At 61.0% G+C, this 21,321-nt stretch carries 21 protein-coding genes and 5 tRNA genes; 4 read left to right on the top strand and 22 right to left on the bottom strand.

Features of this window, described 5'->3' with window-relative positions; genetic code table 11:
* Positions 1 to 36: 36 nt before the first annotated feature.
* Together M1617_01980 and M1617_01975 are read left to right on the top strand one after the other, a co-directional pair.
* On the top strand, positions 37 to 786 hold the full coding sequence (locus M1617_01980; protein MCL5887058.1) for a universal stress protein: 750 nt from the start codon (positions 37 to 39) through the stop codon (positions 784 to 786).
* Positions 779 to 2,389, top strand: coding sequence for a cation acetate symporter (locus M1617_01975; GenBank protein MCL5887057.1), 1,611 nt, complete (start codon positions 779 to 781; stop codon positions 2,387 to 2,389). Before M1617_01980 ends, M1617_01975 begins: the two co-directional genes overlap by 8 nt.
* Before the next feature lie 126 nt (positions 2,390 to 2,515).
* Here the strand turns inward: M1617_01975 and M1617_01970 are convergent.
* The 5 genes from M1617_01970 to M1617_01950 all read right to left on the bottom strand — a co-directional run bounded on the left by M1617_01970 (position 2,516) and on the right by M1617_01950 (position 3,050).
* Positions 2,516 to 2,591: transfer RNA gene (locus M1617_01970), tRNA-Lys, on the bottom strand.
* Positions 2,592 to 2,665: 74 nt separating this feature from the next.
* Positions 2,666 to 2,742 (bottom strand) — tRNA-His (locus M1617_01965).
* A 10-nt stretch (positions 2,743 to 2,752) separates the two neighbouring features.
* A tRNA-Arg gene (locus M1617_01960) sits at positions 2,753 to 2,829 on the bottom strand.
* Between the two features lie 65 nt (positions 2,830 to 2,894).
* A tRNA-Gly gene (locus M1617_01955) sits at positions 2,895 to 2,970 on the bottom strand.
* Between the two features lie 3 nt (positions 2,971 to 2,973).
* Positions 2,974 to 3,050 (bottom strand) — tRNA-Pro (locus tag M1617_01950).
* 223 nt (positions 3,051 to 3,273) lie between these two features.
* Here M1617_01950 and M1617_01945 point away from each other — a divergent pair.
* Positions 3,274 to 3,642: a PH domain-containing protein gene (locus tag M1617_01945; protein ID MCL5887056.1), complete on the top strand. Its 369-nt coding sequence runs from the start codon at positions 3,274 to 3,276 to the stop codon at positions 3,640 to 3,642.
* Between the two features lie 43 nt (positions 3,643 to 3,685).
* Positions 3,686 to 4,426, top strand: a complete 741-nt coding sequence (locus M1617_01940) for a L,D-transpeptidase family protein (protein MCL5887055.1) — start codon at positions 3,686 to 3,688, stop codon at positions 4,424 to 4,426.
* 13 nt (positions 4,427 to 4,439) lie between these two features.
* On the opposite strand, the gene rdgB is transcribed toward M1617_01940, so the two are convergent.
* From rdgB to M1617_01855, 17 genes are all read right to left on the bottom strand, one after another.
* Positions 4,440 to 5,075, bottom strand: coding sequence for an RdgB/HAM1 family non-canonical purine NTP pyrophosphatase (gene rdgB / locus M1617_01935; protein MCL5887054.1), 636 nt, complete (start codon positions 5,073 to 5,075; stop codon positions 4,440 to 4,442).
* A complete protein-coding gene (rph, locus tag M1617_01930) occupies positions 5,059 to 5,802 on the bottom strand; it encodes a ribonuclease PH (GenBank protein ID MCL5887053.1) in 744 nt (247 codons plus the stop codon). Before rph ends, rdgB begins: the two co-directional genes overlap by 17 nt.
* The gene (locus M1617_01925) at positions 5,799 to 6,566 is read right to left on the bottom strand and encodes an MBL fold metallo-hydrolase (protein MCL5887052.1); all 768 of its coding nucleotides are present in this window, start codon (positions 6,564 to 6,566) and stop codon (positions 5,799 to 5,801) included. The genes rph and M1617_01925 overlap by 4 nt, the downstream gene beginning before the upstream one ends.
* Positions 6,563 to 7,489, bottom strand: coding sequence for a glutamate racemase (murI, locus tag M1617_01920; protein MCL5887051.1), 927 nt, complete (start codon positions 7,487 to 7,489; stop codon positions 6,563 to 6,565). The genes M1617_01925 and murI overlap by 4 nt, the downstream gene beginning before the upstream one ends.
* Positions 7,489 to 8,550, bottom strand: coding sequence for a chemotaxis-specific protein-glutamate methyltransferase CheB (gene cheB, locus M1617_01915; protein ID MCL5887050.1), 1,062 nt, complete (start codon positions 8,548 to 8,550; stop codon positions 7,489 to 7,491). Before cheB ends, murI begins: the two co-directional genes overlap by 1 nt.
* Positions 8,551 to 8,577: 27 nt before the next feature.
* On the bottom strand, positions 8,578 to 10,887 hold the full coding sequence (locus M1617_01910; protein MCL5887049.1) for a hybrid sensor histidine kinase/response regulator: 2,310 nt from the start codon (positions 10,885 to 10,887) through the stop codon (positions 8,578 to 8,580).
* A gap of 28 nt (positions 10,888 to 10,915) precedes the next feature.
* Positions 10,916 to 12,139, bottom strand: coding sequence for a HAMP domain-containing methyl-accepting chemotaxis protein (locus M1617_01905; protein ID MCL5887048.1), 1,224 nt, complete (start codon positions 12,137 to 12,139; stop codon positions 10,916 to 10,918).
* A 22-nt stretch (positions 12,140 to 12,161) separates the two neighbouring features.
* Complete coding sequence (locus M1617_01900; GenBank protein MCL5887047.1) at positions 12,162 to 12,704, bottom strand: chemotaxis protein CheW; 543 nt, start codon at positions 12,702 to 12,704, stop codon at positions 12,162 to 12,164.
* A 2-nt stretch (positions 12,705 to 12,706) separates the two neighbouring features.
* The gene (locus tag M1617_01895; GenBank protein MCL5887046.1) at positions 12,707 to 13,210 is read right to left on the bottom strand and encodes a chemotaxis protein CheW; all 504 of its coding nucleotides are present in this window, start codon (positions 13,208 to 13,210) and stop codon (positions 12,707 to 12,709) included.
* 18 nt (positions 13,211 to 13,228) lie between these two features.
* On the bottom strand, positions 13,229 to 15,109 hold the full coding sequence (tadA, locus tag M1617_01890; protein ID MCL5887045.1) for a Flp pilus assembly complex ATPase component TadA: 1,881 nt from the start codon (positions 15,107 to 15,109) through the stop codon (positions 13,229 to 13,231).
* An 8-nt stretch (positions 15,110 to 15,117) separates the two neighbouring features.
* Positions 15,118 to 15,498 carry a response regulator gene (locus M1617_01885; GenBank protein MCL5887044.1) on the bottom strand — a complete coding sequence of 127 codons (381 nt, stop codon included), beginning with the start codon at positions 15,496 to 15,498 and terminating at the stop codon, positions 15,118 to 15,120.
* 72 nt (positions 15,499 to 15,570) lie between these two features.
* Positions 15,571 to 17,043, bottom strand: coding sequence for a hypothetical protein (locus M1617_01880; protein MCL5887043.1), 1,473 nt, complete (start codon positions 17,041 to 17,043; stop codon positions 15,571 to 15,573).
* A gap of 2 nt (positions 17,044 to 17,045) precedes the next feature.
* Positions 17,046 to 17,795 (bottom strand): DUF4388 domain-containing protein, encoded by a 750-nt coding sequence (locus M1617_01875; protein MCL5887042.1) that lies wholly within the window; start codon positions 17,793 to 17,795, stop codon positions 17,046 to 17,048.
* A 136-nt stretch (positions 17,796 to 17,931) separates the two neighbouring features.
* Positions 17,932 to 18,360, bottom strand: coding sequence for a hypothetical protein (locus tag M1617_01870; protein MCL5887041.1), 429 nt, complete (start codon positions 18,358 to 18,360; stop codon positions 17,932 to 17,934).
* 12 nt (positions 18,361 to 18,372) lie between these two features.
* Positions 18,373 to 19,236, bottom strand: a complete 864-nt coding sequence (locus M1617_01865) for a hypothetical protein (protein MCL5887040.1) — start codon at positions 19,234 to 19,236, stop codon at positions 18,373 to 18,375.
* Positions 19,233 to 20,306, bottom strand: a complete 1,074-nt coding sequence (locus M1617_01860; GenBank protein ID MCL5887039.1) for an ABC transporter permease — start codon at positions 20,304 to 20,306, stop codon at positions 19,233 to 19,235. The genes M1617_01865 and M1617_01860 overlap by 4 nt, the downstream gene beginning before the upstream one ends.
* A partial coding sequence (locus M1617_01855; GenBank protein ID MCL5887038.1) for an ABC transporter permease occupies positions 20,303 to 21,321 on the bottom strand: 1,019 nt, incomplete at its 5' end. The genes M1617_01860 and M1617_01855, both read right to left, overlap by 4 nt.

Here is a 21,321-nt window from a genome sequence, read left to right as displayed (position 1 = left end):
CACATTTATCGGGAGCAATACTGGGAGGTGACAACGGTGTTCAAGAACATATTGGTGGCAGTTGACGGTTATGCACCATCGCTAGGTGCTGCAGTGCGGGCCATCGAACTGGCGCGAGAGAGCGGTGCGGCGGTAACAGCGCTTCAGGTGACCGAAGCTGTACCGCTTTTGCACGAAGAGAGCGATGCTGAAGCACTGATCCTAAAGGGTGAGGATGCAACGCCTCTGGTTCAAGATCCGCTGGCGGTCGTGAAGTCTTACGGGCTGGCAAAGGGTGTCGGGGTCACGACTGTCCACAGGACGGGACCCATTACAGTTGAGATTCTTGCAGTCGCTAATGAGGTAAAGCCTGACCTCATCGTCGTAGGAGACTCTGGACTCAAGGGGCTGCGCAAGCTCTACTTCGGCAGTGTCGCTCGAGCTGTGGCGGAGAATGCACGCGGTGCGGTGATGATCGTCAAGAAGGACACGGTCGACGTCGCTGACATCGTTGCAACTCCCGTGGATGCACAGCCTGCCCCCGAAGTGGTCGCTCCCCCGAAGCTCCCCCCCGGAGCCCTGGCCAAGAAGCTGGCTTTCGCCGGCTCTCTTCTGGCAATCTTCACGGTGATCTACTTTGGATCAGCCCTTTTGGTATCGGTGCCTTTCAAGGATGTCGCGGCTACAGAGGTGCTTGGGGTTCCCATGGCCATCTGGGGCGGCTGGCTGGTAATCGTTTCCGGAGTGGTGATCACCCGGGTCTTTCTTGTAAAGATGCTTGACGAGGAGGCGGCAACGCGTGGATAACCCTATTGCCTTGATCATAGTAGTAGCGAGCGTCTTGCTCACGATGTACATAAGTTTGGCGAGTCGCTCCCACGGTCGGACTGCTGCCGCCTTCTACGTCGCCGATGGAAAGATTTCTTGGAGGCTCAACGGAGCTGCAATGCTCGGTGACTTTTGTAGCGCGGCCAGCTTCCTAGGGATCTCTGGAGCCGTTGCACTGGTCGGCATCGACGGCTGGTGGATCGGTCTTGGTTTCTTCGGCGCATGGATCGTCGTACTGCTTGCAATCTCCGGGCCCCTGAAAAGGACTGGTAAGTACACGATGGGTGACGTACTCACTGCTCGGTTCGGGCAGGAGAAGCAAGGAACCAGAATCATCGCAACTATCAGCACGTTGGTTCTGTGCACCCTGTATCTTGTGCCCCAGATGGTGGGCGCCGGGCACTTGTTCGAGCTTTTGCTGGGATGGGACTACCTCCCCACAGTGCTCGTCACCGGCTCACTGATGGCTATCTATGTGATCGTGGGTGGGATGCGTGGTACCACTTACAACCAGGCCGTCCAGGGTGTTCTGCTGTTCGGCGTCATGATCGTGATGCTCGTCTGGGTCAGCATCAGCCACTTCGGCGGTAACCCCTTGGCCATCTTTGACAAGAGCCAGGAGATGGTCCCGCCGATGGTCGTTTCCGAGGACATCGCTGCCGAGGTAGCGGGCACGGTTGATCCGGATCCCGCAACGGTTGTCTCCGATGTCAGAGCGGCCATGCCTGAGGCAGCCTCAGCTCTAACGCCCGGCGTCGAACTTCCCGACCTTGCGAACCAGGCGAGTCTTGTGCTCGGCTTGTTCCTAGGTGTCTTGGGCCTTCCGCACATCCTCATCCGCTTCTATACCGTCAAAGACGCTCATGCGGCTCGCAAGAGCGCTGAGCTGACGATCTGGGGACTGGCCGCTTTTTATGCCGCTGTGCTCATGGTGGGTCTGGCGGCGATGTACATCTTGTATCCGGCGCTTATCGAGCTGCTGGCGGAAGGCCAACGTGGTAAGGCCACAAATATGGCGGTTCCCATGCTAGGTCAGTACCTTGGCGGGGAGCTCTTGCTGGGACTCATCGCCGCCGGTGCGCTCGCTGCGATGCTCAGCACATCTGCGGGCTTGCTGATATCCGCAACAACCAGCCTCTCCCACGACCTGTACGCCTCGCTCCTTCGCCCGAACAGCACCGATCGTGAGCAGCTGATGTTCGCTAAGATCGGTGCAGGCGTACTAGCCTTGGTCTCAATCCTGCTATCGCTTTGGCTGCGAGACGAGAACGTAGGAGTGCTCGTAGCCATGTGCTTCGGTATCGCGGCGAGCACTTTTGCCCCTGCACTGGTGTTCGCGGTCTGGTGGGCGAGACTGACTCGGCAAGGTGTGGTCGCCGGTATGACGATTGGGCTAGTTTCGTCGCTGGCGTTCACGTTCGCGCAGTTCTTCGACGTGTCTTACCTGCTAGGGCTACCGGTTCTCGTGAACCCGGCACTCTACAGCGTCCCTGTCGCTGTGTTGACTACCATCGTGGTCTCGCTGGCAACCAAGGACACCGGTAAGACCGACGAGTTTCTGGCGACAGCCCACGGTGGCTGAGGAAGACTGCCCGTTAGCATAGGGTAAGAGTAAAGCCCCTGGCGACTCCGAGAGGAATCGTCAGGGGCTTTTTGCGTCTTGCTGGAGGTACGGTCGGCCGAGGTGAAGCTGACCTGATGAGTTTCATGGTGGGCCGTATAGGGGTCGAACCTATGACCTTGGGATTAAGAGTCCCCTGCTCTACCAACTGAGCTAACGGCCCATGACGCGTGTGGTGTCACTTGTACACCGTGTAAAGCGGCCAAGCATCCTCATGGATGGTTGCCGCGATATACCTGGGGTGGGCGACGGGATTCGAACCCGCGACCTTCGGAGCCACAGTCCGACGCTCTAACCTGCTGAGCTACGCCCACCATAGATGTCTGGCACGCCCGGAGGGATTCGAACCCCCGACCTAGAGATTAGAAGTCTCCCGCTCTATCCAGCTGAGCTACGGGCGCATCTCCTCGTCACATCCGGGTAAACACAAGGCGTTACAGTACCCGTGATGACGCTAAGTTGTCAATGGAGCGGCGGACGGGACTCGAACCCGCAACAATCAGCTTGGAAGGCTGATGCTCTACCAATTGAACTACCGCCGCACATGGTCGGGCTGACAGGATTTGAACCTGCGACCCTCTGCTCCCAAAGCAGATGCGCTACCAAGCTGCGCTACAGCCCGAAACCATCCCCTACGGCGACCGTCATCCCGACCGACGCCAGAAAGGGAGCATCGCCAAGTATATTGTTGTAGACCGCTCTCGTCGATAGTTTTGTTGCTGACACTTGTCTGATTTCGGTGATTCTCGGGCTTGCAGGGCTACTCGGCGGTTGAAATTGACAACTGTTGTCCGCTTTGGGAGCATCAGAGTCCGATGTTCCTCGATGTGATAGGAGCCTAAATCATGCCCGAGACCGGTTCTATCCTAGCCTGGACGTTCATTGACGAGTGCCCGATCCCGGGTGATATCAACGACCTGCTCGTTGAAGGCGAGACTCCAGTGGCCGCCTACAAGACCTTTCGCGACACTGCGATCTTCACGAGCAAGCGACTGATCGTCAGGGATGCCCAGGGCCTCAGCGGCAAAAAGGTCGAAGTGTACTCTCTGCCGTACTCCTCGATCATGATGTGGTCTTCCGAGAACGGCCGAGGGCTGCTCGACTTCACATCGGAGATGGAGCTCTGGACCCGTGTCGGCCACATCAAGGTCAATCTTCACAAGGGTATCGATGTGCGTCGCCTGGACAAGCTGATCTCTGAGGCCGTCCTCTGATCACGGTGGGTCGAATCTGATTCTGGTCCCAGAAGGAGCCCTGATGTCACGACGCCGCTCCGCCGTCCTAGCAACGATCATCGTGTTGATCCTCGCGGGAGTATCGGTTGCCCTGATTCACGATGACACAAGAAACGCTTTGCTTTCGCGCCTGCGAGGCGATCGCACCGTGGGCGATGTACTTGCGGCATACGGCCCGGCTGCGCGCGAGCGTCTAGCTCCCGCATTCGAGGCCGCCTCAGTCCCCTATCCCCCCGAACGCATCCTCTTCGCGGGCATCAAAGACGAAGAACTCCTTGAGGTGTGGGCTGCCGGCCCTGGGCAAGAGCTTCGGTGGATTGCGACATATCCCGTGCTGGCAGCGAGCGGTCAGGCTGGACCGAAGCTTCGCGAAGGCGACCGCCAGGTGCCCGAAGGCATCTACCGCATCATCGGCCTGAATCCCAACAGCGCCTTCCACCTGTCGATGAAGCTCGACTACCCCAACGAGTTCGACCTTGAGCAGGCCCACCGAGAAGGTCGCGAGAACCTAGGTGGCGACATATTCATACATGGCAGGGACGTGTCGATTGGCTGTCTTGCGATGGGCGATCCCGTCATCGAGGAGTTGTTCGTGTTGGCAGCTGATGTCGGCATCGAAAACGCGACCGTGGTAATCGCACCGTCCGATCCACGGGTGGCGCCTCTGTCGGCAGATATCGAGGGTGCTCCTGACTGGCTCCCTGTGCTCTACGAGATGATCACCGAGGCCTTCGAGCCTTTGGCGGTCGACGAGGAGCTCTAGGCGGTCTCCGCCATCACGCCTCAGTCAGCTGGGCCCGAAGCGCCGCCAACGCCGCGCCGCGATGTGAGATCGCGGTCTTCTCGGCGAGGGAGAGCTCTGCCATCGTGCGGCCGGGAATTGCGTCGGGCAGGAAGAGCGGGTCGTACCCAAAGCCTGCCTCCCCGCGTGGTGCGATGCCGATGTGGCCCTCGCAGGAGCCTTGCGCCACGAGCTCCGAGCCATCCTCGGCCGTCAGCACGATCACGCAGCGGAACCGGGCGCGTCGGCGGTCAGCGGCGAGGCCATCGAGTGCCGAGAGGAGCTTCTCGTTGTTGCGCGCATCAGTCGCGTCGTCGCCGGCGTATCGCGCTGAGCGAACGCCCGGAGCGCCGTCGAGGGCATCGACCTCGAGCCCAGAGTCGTCAGCGAGTGCCGCGCAGCCAAAAAGCTCGAAGGCAGCGCGGGCCTTGATGCGGGCGTTGGCGAGGAAGGTCTCACCGGTCTCCTCGGGCTCGATCCACACTCCGGCTCGGGCAGCCGCCACGAACTCGAATCCGACATCGGGCATTGCCGCCTGTATCTCAGTGACCTTGTGCGCGTTGCCGGTGGCCACTACGACTCGCCGAAGGGGCGCTGCGGTGTTGGGGCCCTGCTTAGAGCTCGAAGACATCGCCCTGGCCCTCTATGACGCGTCGCTGGAACGCCGCGATGCTCTCGATACCTGCCGTAGCCATGTCGAGCATTGAATTCAGGCGATCGCGGTCGAAGGGCGTCTGCTCGCCTGTGCCCTGCACCTCGATGAAGCGGCCTTCGCCGTCCATGACGACGTTCATGTCGATCTCAGCGGTCGAATCCTCGGCGTAGTCGAGGTCGAGCACGAGTTCGCCAGCGACCATGCCGACGCTCGTTGCCGCGACCTGGCCCAAGAGCGGGACCTCGGGGATTCTGCCAGCATCGCACCAGGTCGAAAGCGCGTCGTGCACGGCGAGGTAAGCACCGGTGACCGCCGCAGAGCGCGTCCCGCCGTCGGCCTGGATGACATCGCAGTCGACATAGAGAGTGACCTCGCCGCCTAAGGTGCGCAAATCGATGATCGAGCGCAGCGAGCGACCGATCAGGCGCTGGATCTCGTGGGTGCGGCCTTTGATGCCACCTGAGGTCACCTCCCGACGGCTGCGTGTGTGGGTCGACGCGGGCAGCAGCGAGTATTCGGCGGTTATCCAGCCCTGGCCCTTGCCTTTCAGCCACGGGGGCACTCCGTCTGTGATCGTCGCCGCACAGAGCACGCGAGTGTCTCCGAGTTCGAACATGCAGCTTCCGTAGGCATGCCGAAGGTAGCGTCTGGTCGCTTTGATCGGGCGCAACTGGTCGGGTCGGCGTCCGTCGGGTCGTGTCATGGTGTGTCTCCTTCTTCCAGGTCGTATGCGTCGAATTCGGTTGCGATCGAAACTTTGCCGCCGAAGGCCGCCTCGGCCTCTCTGAGCATCGCAGCCTTGTCGTTGGTCGGCCAGATATGCGAGAGGATCAGATGCTCTACCTGCGCCTCGCGTGCCAGCTCGCCAGCTTGGGCGGCGGTCAGATGGGCGGCGCGACCTTGGTAGCGCTGAGGCAGAGTCGCCTCAGCGATCAGAAGCGAAGCTCCGCGAGCTGCAGCGAGTGCGGCTGGGCCGGGTGCGGTGTCGGATGTGTAGCACACGCGTGTCCCGCCAGGGCCCTCGGCGATGAGCGCGAACGTCGGATCGACGTGCTCCACCAGGTGCGGGGTAATCGTCAGCTCGCCGAAGCGCACGGGCTTCTCGGCAGTGAGCTCGTGCACGACGAAGGCCTCGGCGAGCTCGTCCCGGCCGCGTTCGGAGAGCAAGCAGCCCATGCGTTCGAAGAGGCCGGGTGGCAGCCAGAGCGCGAGCGGGGCGAGCGGGCCTTGGGGGGCGTAGCGCAAAAGCGCGGCGAGGGCGTAGATGTCGAGGAAGTGGTCGGGGTGCTCGTGCGTGATGAAGACCGCGTCAAGAGTCGTGGGGTCCGCCACGGCCGCAAGGTTCGCGACGACGCCGTTGCCGCAGTCCATGAGGACGCGAACGTCGGCATGTTCGACTAGGTAGCCTGAGCACGCCTGACCGGGTCCTGCGTAAGACGCCGAGGAGCCCAGCACCGTCACTCTCATGCGACCCCCTCTCCGTCCGGCCCGAGCGTTGCGAGCATCGCGAGCGCGTCTGCCGACGGTAGGCTGGCGAGCGAGTCCAGTCCGACCTGCTCGACGGCTACCATCGGCCTCCTGAGGATCCGCGAGCCCAGGCGGTCGAACTCCTCGGCGGGGCCGGTGGTCGCGAAGCGGTGGGATGCGGGCGCGTCGGGGGAGGCGAGCTGTCCGCGGCGCCCGAGGTTGTCGGCGACTTCGCGCGCGGTCTCCTCGGCAGATGAGATCAGCTGGACGCCACGGCCGACGACCTGCCCGATAGCTGTTGCTAGCAGCGGAAAGTGCGTGCAGCCCAAGATCAGCGTGTCGATCCCGGAGCGCTTGAGCGGGTCGAGGTAGTCGCGCGCGATTGCGTGGAATGACGGGCGGATGAAGACTTCGGTGAGTTCGGAGAGGCGCTCTTCGACGACGCCCGGGCCCATGCGCAGTCCAGCTTCGACGACGTCGACGAACTTGGGCGTAGCCGCCGAGAAGACCGTCACGCCTGCATCCAGGGCGCGAACCGCTTTGCTGTAGGCCCCGGTGTCGATCGTCCCCTGGGTGCCGATGACGCCGACCACGCGGTTGACGGTCGCGTGGACCGCTGCGCGTGCGCCGGGCTCGATGACACCGATAACCGGAACGCCGAACGCCCGTTGCGCGAGCGCGAGGCCCGCCGCCGTGGCCGTGTTGCAGGCAATCACGACGAGCTTGACATCTTGGACGGTAAGCCACGTTCCGATTTCGAGTACGAATCGGCGAACCTCGCCAAGATCGCGTGGTCCGTAGGGGCACCGGGCGGTATCGCCCAGGTAGACAATCGACTCACCAGGCAGCTCATCCATGATTGCGCGAGCAACCGTAAGACCGCCAAGCCCGCTATCGAACACGCCGATCGGCCTGGAATCCATCAGGGCCTGCTTGCGATGAGGGCCACGATCTCCTCGGCGATCGTGTGGACCGGGAGTACCTTGTCGGCTGCACCGAGTCCGACGGCAGCTCCTGGCATCCCCCACACGGTGGATGTCTTCTCGTCCTGAGCGATGGTCGGCGCGCCCTTGTCGTGAAGCATCTTGAGGCCGGCGGCGCCATCAGCGCCCATACCGGTCAGAATGACTCCGAGGGCGTTGCGCCCCAGCGTCCTGGCAACGCTCTCGAGCAGAGTATCCGCCGACGGGATGTAGAGCTGTCCTGAGGTAGGCTTAGCAAAGCGCATCACGAGTCCATCCATCGCTAGGTTGGCGCCTGTCGGGGCCAGGTAGGCGACACCGGGCTCTGCGTTGCGCCCATCCGCGGCCTCGCGAACAGCGATCTTGCAGCCTGAATCGAGCCAGCCGACCAAGCCCGGGATGAAACCTTCGGCGATGTGCTGAGCGATCACCAGTGGGACGGGAAGGTCCTTAGGTAGACTGCCGAGTATCGTGAGCAAGGCAGATGGGCCACCAGTGGAAGAGCCTATCGCCACAAGTGAACAGCGACCGGGAGTCCCTGGCGCCACCGAAGGCTCCGCGCCCATTGGAGCGGGCCGACTCCGTCGACCCCTGATATGGGTGATGACCTTGATGCGGGCCAAGACCTTGACCTTGCGGATGATGTCCAGGCCGATCGCTTCGAGGTGCGCCCAGTCCCTGGGTTCGGGCTTCTTGAGCACCTCGAGTGCGCCCATTTCAAGTGCATCGAAAGCGCGGCCCATTCCTTCGCCGTAGACTGAGGATGAGACCACCAAGATGGGGGTCGGAGTGTAGGCCATGATCTGCTCGGTCGCTTGTAGGCCATCGCACCGGGGCATGTGGATGTCCATGGTCACCAGATCGGGACGCAGGCGGGCCACCTCTTCGACAGCTTCAAGTCCGTCCTTGGCGGTGCCGACGACCTCGATGTCGGGATCGGTGGAAAGAATCTGCGAGAGCATCTCCCTGGCCAACGCCGAGTCATCGACAACCAGCACCCTGATGGGAGTGGGTGAGCTCAATTGACTTCCCCTTCGCTCATCGCCGATTCACCTGATCAAGCGCTCGACGGTGTCTAACAAAGTGTCCTGATTGAACACCGACTTGGTGATATAGGCATCGGCGCCGGCCTCAACGCCTTCCGCCTTCTCTTCATCGCGCTCGAGCGAGGTGACTATGATGACCGGGATGCTCGATAGGTTGGGATCGGCTTTGATCGCACGCGTCAGCTCGAAACCGGTCATGTTCGGCATCTGGACGTCCGTGACCACTGCATCGACCTTCAGGCCCTCCTGGAGTCTGGCGAGGCCCATTGCGCCATCCATTGCGACCTCGACCTCATAGCCCGCTGCCTCGAAGATGGAGCGCTCGAGCTCTCGTGTGGTGAACGAATCCTCGCAGATCAGCACTTTGGCGGGTCCAGTTCGAGTTTTCTCCTCGGCGGCAACATGACTCTGCCGTGAGCGGCTGCGTGCCCAGTCCATGAGGTCGGGGACGTTGAGGATCGGTACGATCTCGCCTGCCCCCAGCACCGTAACACCTGCGACGTTATCGACCTTGCGCAAATGCGACCCAAGAGGCTTGATGACTATCTGCTGCTCGCCGACTAGCGCATCGACGACGAACCCGATCCTGTGTCCGGAAAACCCGATTGTCGCTATCGGGATCTTCTTGCCTTCGTGTCCGCGATGAGCGACACCTAGCACGTCGCCGAGGCGGACAAGCGGAATGGTCCTTCTCTGCCTTCTGATGACCTCGCGCCCTTCGGCGCTGATGATTTCGTCGGAGGTCACCCGCAACGTCTCTTCGATGCTGCTTGTGGGGAGTGCGAAGACCTGCTCGCCGACTCGCAGCAACAGTGCCCTGATGATCGCTAGCGTAAGTGGCATCGTGAGACGGAAGACCGATCCCTTGCCCAGCTCGGTCGTGACATCGAGGGAGCCCTTGAGTTTCTCTACAATGAATTCGCGGACTACGTCCATGCCGACACCGCGACCAGAGATCTCGGTGATTATTGCGCTTGTGGAGAACCCCTTGTCGAAGATTAGGTATGTGGCCTCACGGTCCGACATGGCCGCAGCCTCGTTCTCGGAGATATACCCTTTGCGCACTGCCGCTGCCTTGACTTTCTCCGGATCGATTCCCGCGCCATCATCGGCTACTTCGATGACGATCCTGTCCCCCTCTTGATGCGCCGTCATCTTGATCGTCCCCTTAGGGGGCTTCCCGGCGGCTATCCGATCTTCCAGGGGCTCAATTCCGTGATCGACTGCGTTGCGCATGATGTGGATGAGTGGATCGTTGATCTCCTCGAGAACCTTCTTGTCGAGCTCCGTGTCGCCACCCTCGATGATGAGGTCCACGTCCTTCTTGAACGACCGGGCAAGATCACGCATAGCGCGAGGGAACGTCTGGAAGACGGTCGACACGGGGAGCATCCGAATGCGCATCCCCTGCTCTTGGAGGTCTGCGACCACCATCGATGCCCGCGCTACATCCTCGTTGAAGTTCTTGAGGAGGGCTGCCTGGTCTCTTCGGCGATCCGCCAGCTGTGCGTCCATCCGACTGGATTCCTCCACAAGCATGGCCATGACTTCATCGTCGAGTTCAAGTGAGGTCAGGTGAGCCTTGATGCGCACCCACGTCTGCCCTATCTGCTGCAGTTCGCTGACTCCCTGCCTGAGTTCTACAAGCTTCTGCTCCTCTTTGATCTGCGAGATGACTACTTCGCTGATCAAGTTGAGCAAGCGGTCCACCTGTGAGGTCTTCACCCTGATGGTCTGTTGTACCTTGACCTGAAGCTTGTCGTCGCGCTTGGCTTCGACGCAAGTGCCGACCTCGTCGTCTTGGTCGTCATCGGCGTTGCCTAGCGCATCTTGCGACTCGATGGTCGTTGCAGTACTGGGCTCTTCCTTGGACGAGTCGCCTCGCGGGGCAGCGGCTGTGCCCGTCGCCTGTGTGGCGGCCTCGGGATTGGCTGCGGCCGCGGTCAACTTCGCTTGGAGAGCCTCAAGGTCTAGGAGGTCATCGGCGTTCTTCCCGCCGTTGTCTGCAAGGTAGAGGATGGCATCGAGAGCCTCGAAGAAGTAGTCGCTTAGAGCCTGGGTGTATGACATCTCTTTCGAGGCGACCTTCACCATGATGTCTTCAAGGCGGTGTGCGATGTCGGATATCTCGAGCAGTCCAACCATCCGAGAGGAACCCTTGAGCGTATGGGCATCGCGGAGCATCCTGTCGAGGATCTCTCGGCTGTCAGGATCTGCCTCAAGGGCGATGACGTCCTCGTTGAGACGCTGAAGTAGGTCCTGGGCTTCCTCTTGGAATTTGGATATGAATGCACTTCGGTCGAATTCGACCATCCGTCATCTCCTTGTGGGCGACTGAAAGCTAATCGATGATCCGGAACGCTGCGCCAATCTGGCTCGACTCTTTGGCGATCGTGGATAGGTGCTCAGCGGTTGCGGCTACCTGCCGTCCGCCGGCCGCAGTCTGTTGAGCTACCGCCGCAACTTCGCGCATCACGCGTACGACCTGCTCTGTTGCGCTCTTCTGTTGTTGAGTGGCAGCCGATATCTCCTTGGCAGCGATAGTGGTCTGTTCAATCATCTCGAGGATCTGCTCAAGCGATTCTCCGGTGACATGCGCAAGCTCCACGCCGTTTTGCACCTGCTTCATCTCCTGCTCGGTCGCGAGCACAAGCTCATTGGCGGAGCTTTGTATCTCGGTCATGATGTGGGATATCTCGCCTGTGGAATCCACCACCGATTCGGCAAGCTTACGAATCTCGATAGCAACTACCGAGAACCCTTTCCCCGCCTCGCCAGCCCGCGCTGCCTCGATGGCTGCGTTGAGAGCCAGTATCTTGGTTTGATCCGCAATGGAGTTGATCATCCCGAGGACCTGCCCGATCTGCTGACTGCGCTCACCCAAAAGTAGAATCTTGTTCGCCGACGACTGGCTGTGTGCCTTGATGTTCTCCATGGCAGACAGCGAGTTGAACACCGCTTGCTGGCCCGATTCAGCACTGCCGAGGGAGGCCTCGGCCATGCTCACGACTTGATTCGCGTTGTCGGCGATCTGCCGGTAGGTGGCGGCCAGCTCCTCCATGGTCGCGGTCGTCTCGCTGATCGAAGCTGCCTGCTCGGCGGAGCCCGAAGCCTGCTGCTCCGTTGCGGAAAGGATATCGTGGGAGGATTGCGCCAGACGGGAGGATGATTCGTGGCTCTGACGTATGAGGTAGACGATCAGGTCGAGCATCTGATTATAGGATTTCGCCAGAACACCGAATTCGTCCACCGACTTCACGTGGACCTTATGTCCGATCTCACCCTGACAGGAGGCCCTGACGCTCTCGACCACAAGCTTCAGGGGGGCCATGAACCGCTTGCCAATGGCGTAAAAGAGCCCGAACCATACAACGCCGATTGCTATCATCACGCCCGCAAGGGTCAGCAGTCGATCGAACATGTCGGGAATCAAGTGACGGTAGTCACTGAATATCCAAAGCGCTATGAACAGTTGCAGCAACGAGAACGCGCCAAACAAGAGCATGTTGACGAGCGAGTACTTGTAGAGAAAGTTGCCCCTGATGGAATTGACGAGCTTCTTCATCTTGCTGCCTCCCTGGCAATGATCATTTCGCAGAGCCTATCGGTACAAGGACACTGTTAGCATTGACGACTCCAATAAGCCGCTCCTGATGATATACCGAGCCGATGATGAACTGCGCATTCACCCTATCGATTATAGATAGCGGTGGCTCGATGTTCTCCTCGGCGACCTCGATGATGTCTCCGATCTCGTCCACCACAATGGCCGTCACCACCTCTTCATTCTGGATGACCACAGCTGGTGCAGTTACGGCACCCGGAACGAACTGCCCGAGCCCCATCAACTTCGCTATGTCTGTCACAGACACCATCTCTCCTCGGATGTTGACCACACCTAGGATCGAGGCGGGTGTGCACGGGATCGCAGTGACCTCATATTCGCGATATATCTCGCGGACGTCCTCGACTTTGACCGAGTACCACTCATCGCCCAGACGGAACAAGAGCAGTCCGACAAGAACGCCGGTAGCCTCATCGATGCCCTCGTGGGCCAGCGACTCGGCGCGCCTGCGCAGCGTCGCAGCGACATCATCGGCCCACTCATCTTTGCCCGTAGGTTGACGCATATTCACTTGCCTTCACGATTCCTATCTGCCCCCGCGAGGAGCAATCCCTCCACGTCGAGCAAGACTACCAGCTCTTCGTTCAATCGGCAGACGCCTAACATCACGTCGGCCAGCGGGTGAAGCGCGGGAGCCGGTGACAGCGAACCTTCCGGCAATACGACCACATCGTCGACCTCATCGACTATCATCGACACGAACCCGTCTGCGACTTTACATATAATCATCGGAGTGTCGATATCGTAGGGCCGAGGAGATAGTCCCAGAAACTCGCGAAGGTAGAAGACGGGAATCACAGCTCCGCGAAGGTTCATCATCCCGACCGCCAAGCCCTGCTGGGTCTCGGATTGCGAGAACTCTACCACCTGCTGGATCTCCTGGACCACCTGGATGGGCAAGCAGAATCTTGACTCGCCTAGCCGAAAAGCCACTACTTGTTGGATGTCTCCGCTCAACGCTGCGGGAGTGACGGGATTAGCGACTGCCTCGTGGTTCTCTGATCGCGACATCGGTAGTGGACGCTCCCGTCAGCTCGATGGTTGTGAGAATCGCAAGACTCTGTCGAACTCCTCCGGGCTCACGCGCCCTTCGGCGACTCGCGCAACACCCGATGCAAGCATAGATCGCATGCCCGCCGCCCGTGCAGCCAGGGAAATATCTTCGGCAGTGGCGCCCCTGGCGATGGGAACACGAACCTGCTCGGTGAATGGCAGGACCTCGAAGATTCCGGTCATCGACTGGAAGCCGGAGCCAGCGCAGGCGGGACAGCCCGCGCCTTTCATCAGAGTCGCGTCTGTGGGCAGGCCCGGGAGGATGTCACTGGAGCCCGCGGCGACCGGCCCGGTGCAGTGCGGACAGTTCAGCCTGACGAGACGCTGCCCCACGCCGAGCGTGAGGGCCGACGCGAGGGAGACGGGCTCTGCGCCCAGATCAAGCATCCGGCGTACACCGGACACGATGTCGCCTCCCGAGAACGATGCGATTACCAGTTTGCCAAGAGCCGCCGCTTCGACGGCCAGATGGATATCTTCGACGGATTGCATCGGGTCTATGGCCATGACGTCCGTGTCTTGACGCATCCCGGCCGCAAAATACGCCGCAGCCCCGACCGGCGCTCCCGGATTGACCAGAACCTGCGCGACCGACGGGATCTCGTACTCGATGGATCTCTCCACGGAGTAGACCGTCTTGCCGACCTGGGCGGCGTGCTGCAGAAGCGCATAGTAGGTCGAAGAGCGACCCCCGGCTACGGGAGCGCAAACGAGCAGGATTCCTCGGCCACGCTCAACCATGGCATGCAGTGCGCGGGTCTCGGCCTCGTTCATGCCCAGCTCGGAGAGCCCTCGTGGCTGCGACCGGCCGCTACTGAGAGAGACTACCATGCGCTGTCCGGCAATCGTAGGCACCGCCGAGACAGTGATGATCATGTCCCTATCGCCGAGATGTGCCTTGACTCGACCTAAGGCTGGCCTTGAGGCTTGCACTGACGTCAGCTTCGCGTAAGACTTGATGCCATCCACCAGTGCTCCTTGTAGCGACAGTGGCGCACTGGCGATCTTCTCGAGTTTTCCAGCAATCCTATAGACGAGGAAGAAGTCTTCTTTGTAGGGCAGCAGGTGGATCCTATTGGCGCCCCTGCTGACCGCATTTGCGAGTATGTCCGAGACCAACACTGCGACTTTTGCCGGGTCGGCGACTGCCAAGACGTCGAGGTCGATGGCTTTGGAACCCGTCGGTATTTCGGCCTGAACTACCTCCTCGATGGTAGGTGCGGCTTCGACGATTGGGTCAGGGGCCTGGACGACCATAGATGATTCATCGGCGGGCATTTGGGAAACTTCTGGCGCCGCAGCATCGAAGAAATCGGCAACATCGATCACCGAATCAAATTCGCTCATGGGGTCATCAAAGGTCTCCTCGGCAGAGCGATCGATGATGACCGGAACCTCGAGTTCGGGCAAAGAGTGGGCGGACACTCCGTAGTTGAGCTCTATGGCCGTAGAAACTGAGACAGGATCGGCGAGGACAGCTTCGACCTCTAGTCCCAGAACTGAGGATATCTCGTCTAGCTGGAAGACATCGACTGCCTCACCCACGGCAACTGTCAGCATGCCTTCAATCTCGAATAGCGGGAGTATCTTGTATGTGAACGCCAGTTTAGCCGGAACCAGCTGGAGCGCCTCTTCATCCGGGGCATAACTCGAGAGCTCCACCCTGGGGATGCCCAGCTCGCTTTCGAGGACGCTCTCGAGATCCAGCATCGAGACCAATCCTCGCTGCACAAGCATGTCGCCGACACCCAGGCCGCCAGTGCTCCCGGCCTCGGTGACGCTTGCGACCTGCTCGCTGGTCAAAAGGCCGGTGTCTGCCAGTGCTGCAAGCACCTTCGAGGTGATCGACTCGGTCATCTTATTGCCTACCCTTGCACCTTGGAGAGCTCTTCGGCCACTGCTTTTAGCAGGTGCTCAGGCTCGATGGGCTTGGTCAGATACTGATTGGCGCCTGTCCTGATGCCAGTCGCCATGGCCGCCTCTTCGGTCTTGGCTGTGAGCATAATGATTGGAATCGCCTTGTACTTGGCGTCAAACTTCAGGAGTCGGCAGACGCGGTAACCATCAAGTTTGGGCAACATCACGTCCAGCAGGATGAGGTCGGGCATCTCGGCGCGTGCTTTTTCTAGGGCCTCGGCGCCATCGACCGCCGTGATAACCTCGTATCCCCCTGATTGTAGAATCGCCTTAATCATCTCCAGGATGGTTGGGCTGTCATCGACAGCCAGGATTCGACTACTGGCCATTGTCCCTGCTCCCCTCTTCGAGAAGACGTCGTTGCTGCTCCGGTTCGAATAATTCCACACTTGGCGACCTCATCAGATACTCCTTCGACACTCTACCAGACTGCGCTCAACGGTACTGGTCAGAAGATCCAGCCTGAATCCACCCATGAACTTCACCCAATCGCCCTCGGGGTTCTCATACAGAGCCCTGAGGGTGAGTTCATACTCCTTGCATGCGTCCTTCATAGCACCGGTCGAGCGATACAGATTCCCGAGGTTCAGGTGCGCCAAAGCAAAGCCGGAATCGATATAGATTGTCCGCTTGAACTCCGAGATCGCAAGGGTGCGCTCATCGCGCCGGAGATGAATAATGCCGAGGAGATAGCGGGCCGGCGCCATCAGGGGATCGATGGCAATAGCCTTGCGGCACTCATCGTAAGCAGCCTCCAGGTTGCCGCTGTCGGCCCAAGCATTCGCAGCAAGCAGATGGGCCATGGCGTTCCTAGGCTCGACTTCGAGGATCTTCGAGGTCAACTCGAGTACCTGTGAGTGGCCGCCCACAATCGATGCCTCTTCAGCCTGCTTTTGAAGGGAAGCGACGTCAACTTCGGGACGCCTACTCACTCGCTCAGGCTGACGGGCCAAGGCACGCTCCTTCTGGAGAGTGGCCCTCTCTGCGCCCATCCTCGCCGAAAGTGTCGTCAGTTTGCGCGACTGCGGCTTGCGGTACAGGAAGACGCCGCCGACTTCAATGGGTTCGAACTTGTCGGAAACCGTGGTCAACGTCTCGGAGTGTCCGATGAACAGATAGCCGCCGGGATTGAGGGAGTCGAAGAGGTTCTGGACGACTCTCCGGGTCGATTCCAAGCGAAAGTAGATGGTGACGTTTCGGCAGAAGATTATGTCCCAGTTGCCCATGAGAGCAATCGGATACGGTTCCTTGATCAGGTTGTGGTACTGGAAGTTCACCGCATTACGAGGACCTTCGGCGATGCGAACGCCCTCGCCTGAGGGAACGAAATGCCTATTTATGATGGCTTGCGGAAGATTAGAGACGCTCTTTGCGGGGTACTCGGCCTTCTTTGCCCTGAGTAGTGCGCTTGTGGATACGTCGGTTCCCATGACCTCGACGGTGAACCCGAATGCCTCCAAGCCTGAATCGATCAGGTTCATGGCGATGGAGTAGGGCTCTTCCCCGGTGGAGCATCCCGCCGACCATGCGCGGAATCGGCGATCGGAGGGCGCCTTGTGGGCAAGCAACTCGGGGACGACGCTGGTTCGCAGGGCATCGAATTGCTGGGGGAAGCGGTAGAAGCTCGTCTCGTTGATGGTGACGAGGTTCATGAGCTCGTTGAACTCGTTGTCACTTGATTTGAGGAGGGCGAAGTACTCATCGAGCGACATGTGCCCGTGTCGAGTGGCACGAGTCACCAGCGAGACCCGCAGGGAGTCGAGCTTCTGTTCCTCCAAGAAAATCCCTGAGTGCTGGTTGATGTAGTCGCGAAACGCAGTGAACTCAGTCGGAGTCAGATCCTTGGGAATCTCCTCTCTGCCGCCGATGTTCACCGCTACTCTGCCACCAGCCCTGATTCGGATTCCCCGACCTTGTCGATGAGCCCGGCAGCGTGCATGCCGAATAGAATCTTGGAGGTCTCGAACTCCGTGTAGCCGGTGATCTCCACCAGCTCTTCGACGGAGCGTCCGCTGTGCATGAAGCACAGCAGCATCCACTCTTTTGGCTTGAGGTGGATCTCAAGCGACTTGTCCCCCGGGGTGCTGGACATGATGAACCTCGAGTCCGGGCCAGATATCTTCTGACGGATCTTGTTCCAAAGCTCCAGTCGCCTGGAGGACTCCATGATGATGTTCTCGACCGAGACCGAGATGCCGATGTCCTCACCGTCACAGACCTCGTCCGGCTCGAAGCGCAGGTCGCCTTCTTCCCACAGGAAGAGGTCGAACAGAGTGTCGTTGATCTGATCCTGGATGAAGCTCTCCAGCACCTTGCCCTCGAGGTAGCCCTCGTCGACAAGTATCTGTCCCAGCCTGCGATCCGCCTTCTCCTTCTTCTGGATCTTCTGCAGGCCGAGTGCCTGCCTAAGCTGCTTCTCGGAAATCACGTCGGCGCTTACCAGCCGCCTGCCCAGTGACTCGCGATTCCAGTTGCTCGAAGCGAAGAAGACGCGTCCCTTCTTGAAGCAGATGCGACCCTCGGCCGCGTCCTTGGTCATATAGAGGGTGCCCGTCTTGCGCCCGGAGGCGAGCAGCCGGAACATGTCTTCGAGAGAGAAATCTTTGAGGTTGCCCTCAAGCGCCACGTAAACCCCTTCGCCACTCGCCGCGCAAATCGCACGCAGCCTACTGATCTAAGCAGAGTCGACACAATTCTAGCTTTGTCGTCTACCGCCTAATCCTAGCACGAAGGGGCGGTGCGTTACAGATGCACAGCGTGGCTCATTCGGCGGTTTTGGCGGTCGTTGCTTCGGTGGTGAGGCCAGATATCTTCGCAGGCCAGCCGAGGATGGGGTCGAGGGTCCGGGGCAGGATGATTCCCGGCAGGAACCCGACAACGGACGCAGCCGCCCATATCATGGCCGAAGCGGTTCCGACGGGCCGCTTTGCGATCCCGAGGTCGAACAGGTACATGCCCACCGTCCTTCCCCACAGCGTGACAGAGATCGCGAGGTAGAGCGCGTGCACGAAGACCATGGTGGCGAGGATGATCGCCACGAAGACCGGGATCGGCACCGCGGCTCGGATCGTCGGGAAGGGCAGCAGCAGCACCGCCGCGAGTATGGCGATCACGCCATCCACGCCATGGGCGATCCTGACCCTGGCGAGATCGGCAGCGCCGGCTGACTCGAAATCCTTGAACTTACCCACAGCACACCCCTGTCACACGATAGACCGGAAGACCGAGACCGCACGGGCGAGCCCCTGCAAATCGGCAGGTGTCATCATACCACCGTCATCGGCGATCAAGATGCCGGGTCGCAGTGCCAGTTCACGCACCCTTTCGGCGAGTCGCCCGGGTGGTTCGTAAGACGCTGACAGCACCCGCGTCTCCAGCCCGCCGAGCACGCCCATCCCTGCACTCGCGGCCGCCTGTGAGAAGCAGTCGAATGCGGGGTCGGAAAGCCCGCCGGGGTGCACCGCGATGAACCCTCGCATGCGAGCCGCCGAAAGGGCCCACCGGAAGTCGCCGTCGGAGTGGAGGGCCGCAAGCACGCCGTCCTCGTTGGCGATCTGAGCGAGCTCGCCCAACAGCGGCAGCATGCGCTCGAGCGCGAAGTCGGGGGCGACGAGCGGGCCGTTTGCGCCCGCCATGTCCTCGGCGATGAGGATCGCGGCTGCGCCCAGCGAGGCTCCTCGGCGGACCTGTTCGCGCAAGGCGGGGATCGCGGCTTGCATGTCGGCTGACAGCCCGTCGGGATCAGCGGCGGAGTCCCGCAGCGTCTCGAGCCAGCCTCGGCGGTGCGCCACCTCGCCGAAGGGGCCGCTCACGACCCACACCGGTGCGGTACCTGCGGCCGTCACGCGGTCGAGTGCCTCGGCGGCCCAGGGTTCTGCGGCGGGAATGAACCCGAAGTCGAGCCCGATCCGCTCGCAAGCGGCCGCCATCACTGACGCTTCGGACCCGCGGCCCCAGCCCAGCTCTCTGGCAGCGGCGAGGGGCAGGAAGGTAGCGCCGATTGAGCCCGAAGGATCGCCAGCACCGGGCAGCAGCGCCTCGCGAAGTCGCTCGACCGCGACTCTCACCTTACCTGCGACCCCGTCAGACTCGCTCGCAGACGCTTGGCCAGCACGAGCGTGACCACCATAAGGCCCGCGGCGATGGCGAGCGCGACCCCGAGCTCCATCCAGACACCGGCAATCGAGTCGCCCATGATCGACACCTGCCAGATCGGCTCGATGACCCAGTACAGCGGGAAGAGCTTGGCGATCCACTGCGGCCACTCGGGGAAGATGTAGAAGATCGCCGGGGCGAAGAGCAGGATGCCCGCGCCCTTGATGATCGCGAACATCATGGTCGCGTCCTTGGCGATCACAGCGACAAGAAGCCCGATCGTCGACACCAGCATCGCGCCGACCAGTAGCACCACCATGACCTCGAGCGGCTGCGGCCCCAACGCGCCGTTGAGCAGGAGCGTCATCCCGCTCATCGCAGTCGCCAGCGTCACGCCGAAGATCCACTTGCTCACCAGGATCTCGCTGAGTGTCACCGGTGTCACCAGAACCGCCGAAAGCGTGCCGGCCTCCTTCTCTTCGACCAAACTCGACGAGGGCACGAACACACCGGAGATCACCAGCGCGTAAAAGACGATCACAGGAATCAGCCGCACCCCGATGGGAAGCCCTTCCTCGCCGAAGGAGACCACCCGGACGTCGACCGGCGGAGGTCGCTCTTCGATTCCTCGGATCGAATCGAGGGCCGTTACTGCGAGGATGACCCGGTTCGAGGCCAGGCTCTCGCCCGATATCCAGAAGTCGAGAGGCGGCTGTTCGCCCGCGCGCACCATCTCATCGAAATCAGCCGGAAGCACGAACCCGACATCGAGGTCGTTGGCCTCGACGAGTTCCCGCAGCGTCTGCGCGTCTTCTGGGCGCGTCAGCTCGATGCCGTCCATCTCGGCTATCGCTTGCGTGACCGCCGAGTCGCCCGCATCGACGATCCCCAGGCGCGGCTTGGGCGCGAACAAGTCGCCGAAAGCGAACTGGAACACGATGGTCAGTATGATTGGCAGAATGATCATGTACATGAACGGCATGGAGCGCGGCCCCAGCGCGAAGTCCTTGCGTAGCAATCTTGCTATCCGCCGAAGGCTCATAGTGAGTGCACCTTCCTCCTCAGCACCACGAGGCCCACGGCGTAGAGCGCCAGGCCCCAGGCCAGGGCCATCAGCATCGACGGCCAGACGTCGGCCAGAACCGCATCGTAAACGGTCACGCCCACGATCACGTCGAGCAGGGGCCATGTCGGCAGGAAGGTGACCCACGTGGCGGCCGACCCGGGAAACAGGATCGCGAACGCCGGGATCAATAGCGGGACGGTGAATCCCATCGTGTAGAACACCTGCCCCATGAAGTCCTTCCCGGCGGCGCCAGCCACCATGGCCAGACTCGTGAAGATGAGGGCGCCGATCAGCATCGTCAGAGTGAGCGGGAGCCAGTTCGCCGAAGTGAACGCACCCAGCACAAGGAGCACGAACATTCCCTGCACGAACGCGAGCCCGGAGCCGAAGATCGTCTTGGCGGCCAGCATGTCGGAAACGCGAGCGGGCGTGACGAGCACTGCCGAAGCGGTGCGCTGCAAGACCTCGACGGAGATCAGCGAGGCCAGCGCGAAGGACTCCATGAGCAGGATCATCAGCGCGAACATCGGTAGCATGCGATCACGCAGCGGGATCTGGTCGCCCATGCGATCGGGCCCTAAGATGATGAGGTCCTCGGCAGGGAAACGCACGGGTAGCTCCTCGCCTGCAAGCTGCCTCGCGATCTCGCGGATGAAGCCCGACATCGCGGCCTGCACCTCGTCCGGGACGGCGGCCTGCGAGTAGACGGTGACCTCGATGTCCCGCTCGCCAGCAAGCACGCGCTCGACGAAGTCGGGCGGGACAGCGACCCCGATCTGCACTTCATCGCCGCTCTCGATGGCGGCCGCCATCTCCTCGGCGGTGTCGAACTCCGTAAGGATGAGGCCCTGCTCCTCGGCCAGGCGCGGCGCATCACGCAGCTCGGCGATGCTCGCCTCGGGGACGCCAAGCGCGGCCAGGGACTCTGCGCTCGCCTCGACCAGCGTCTGGACCGACGGCGAGAGCCCAACCGTGATCGTCTCATCCACGG

This window comes from Actinomycetota bacterium (assembly GCA_023488435.1).
Classification (GTDB): domain Bacteria; phylum Actinomycetota; class Coriobacteriia; order Anaerosomatales; family UBA912; genus UBA912.
Note: the sequence above shows the minus strand (reverse complement) of the source record. Positions and strands in the feature narration are given on the sequence as shown.

Bases quoted from the DNA above. Each gene is read 5' to 3' on its own strand.
- M1617_01945 (MCL5887056.1), top strand. From the start codon at position 3,274: ATGCCCGAGACCGGTTCTATCCTAGCCTGGACGTTCATTGACGAGTGC.
- M1617_01940 (MCL5887055.1), top strand. From the start codon at position 3,686: ATGTCACGACGCCGCTCCGCCGTCCTAGCAACGATCATCGTGTTGATC.
- rdgB (MCL5887054.1), bottom strand. From the start codon at position 5,075: ATGTCTTCGAGCTCTAAGCAGGGCCCCAACACCGCAGCGCCCCTTCGG.
- rph (MCL5887053.1), bottom strand. From the start codon at position 5,802: ATGACACGACCCGACGGACGCCGACCCGACCAGTTGCGCCCGATCAAA.
- M1617_01925 (MCL5887052.1), bottom strand. From the start codon at position 6,566: ATGAGAGTGACGGTGCTGGGCTCCTCGGCGTCTTACGCAGGACCCGGT.
- murI (MCL5887051.1), bottom strand. From the start codon at position 7,489: ATGGATTCCAGGCCGATCGGCGTGTTCGATAGCGGGCTTGGCGGTCTT.
- M1617_01910 (MCL5887049.1), bottom strand. From the start codon at position 10,887: ATGGTCGAATTCGACCGAAGTGCATTCATATCCAAATTCCAAGAGGAA.
- M1617_01905 (MCL5887048.1), bottom strand. From the start codon at position 12,139: ATGAAGAAGCTCGTCAATTCCATCAGGGGCAACTTTCTCTACAAGTAC.
- M1617_01900 (MCL5887047.1), bottom strand. From the start codon at position 12,704: ATGCGTCAACCTACGGGCAAAGATGAGTGGGCCGATGATGTCGCTGCG.
- M1617_01895 (MCL5887046.1), bottom strand. From the start codon at position 13,210: ATGTCGCGATCAGAGAACCACGAGGCAGTCGCTAATCCCGTCACTCCC.
- tadA (MCL5887045.1), bottom strand. From the start codon at position 15,109: ATGACCGAGTCGATCACCTCGAAGGTGCTTGCAGCACTGGCAGACACC.
- M1617_01885 (MCL5887044.1), bottom strand. From the start codon at position 15,498: ATGGCCAGTAGTCGAATCCTGGCTGTCGATGACAGCCCAACCATCCTG.
- M1617_01860 (MCL5887039.1), bottom strand. From the start codon at position 20,306: ATGAGCCTTCGGCGGATAGCAAGATTGCTACGCAAGGACTTCGCGCTG.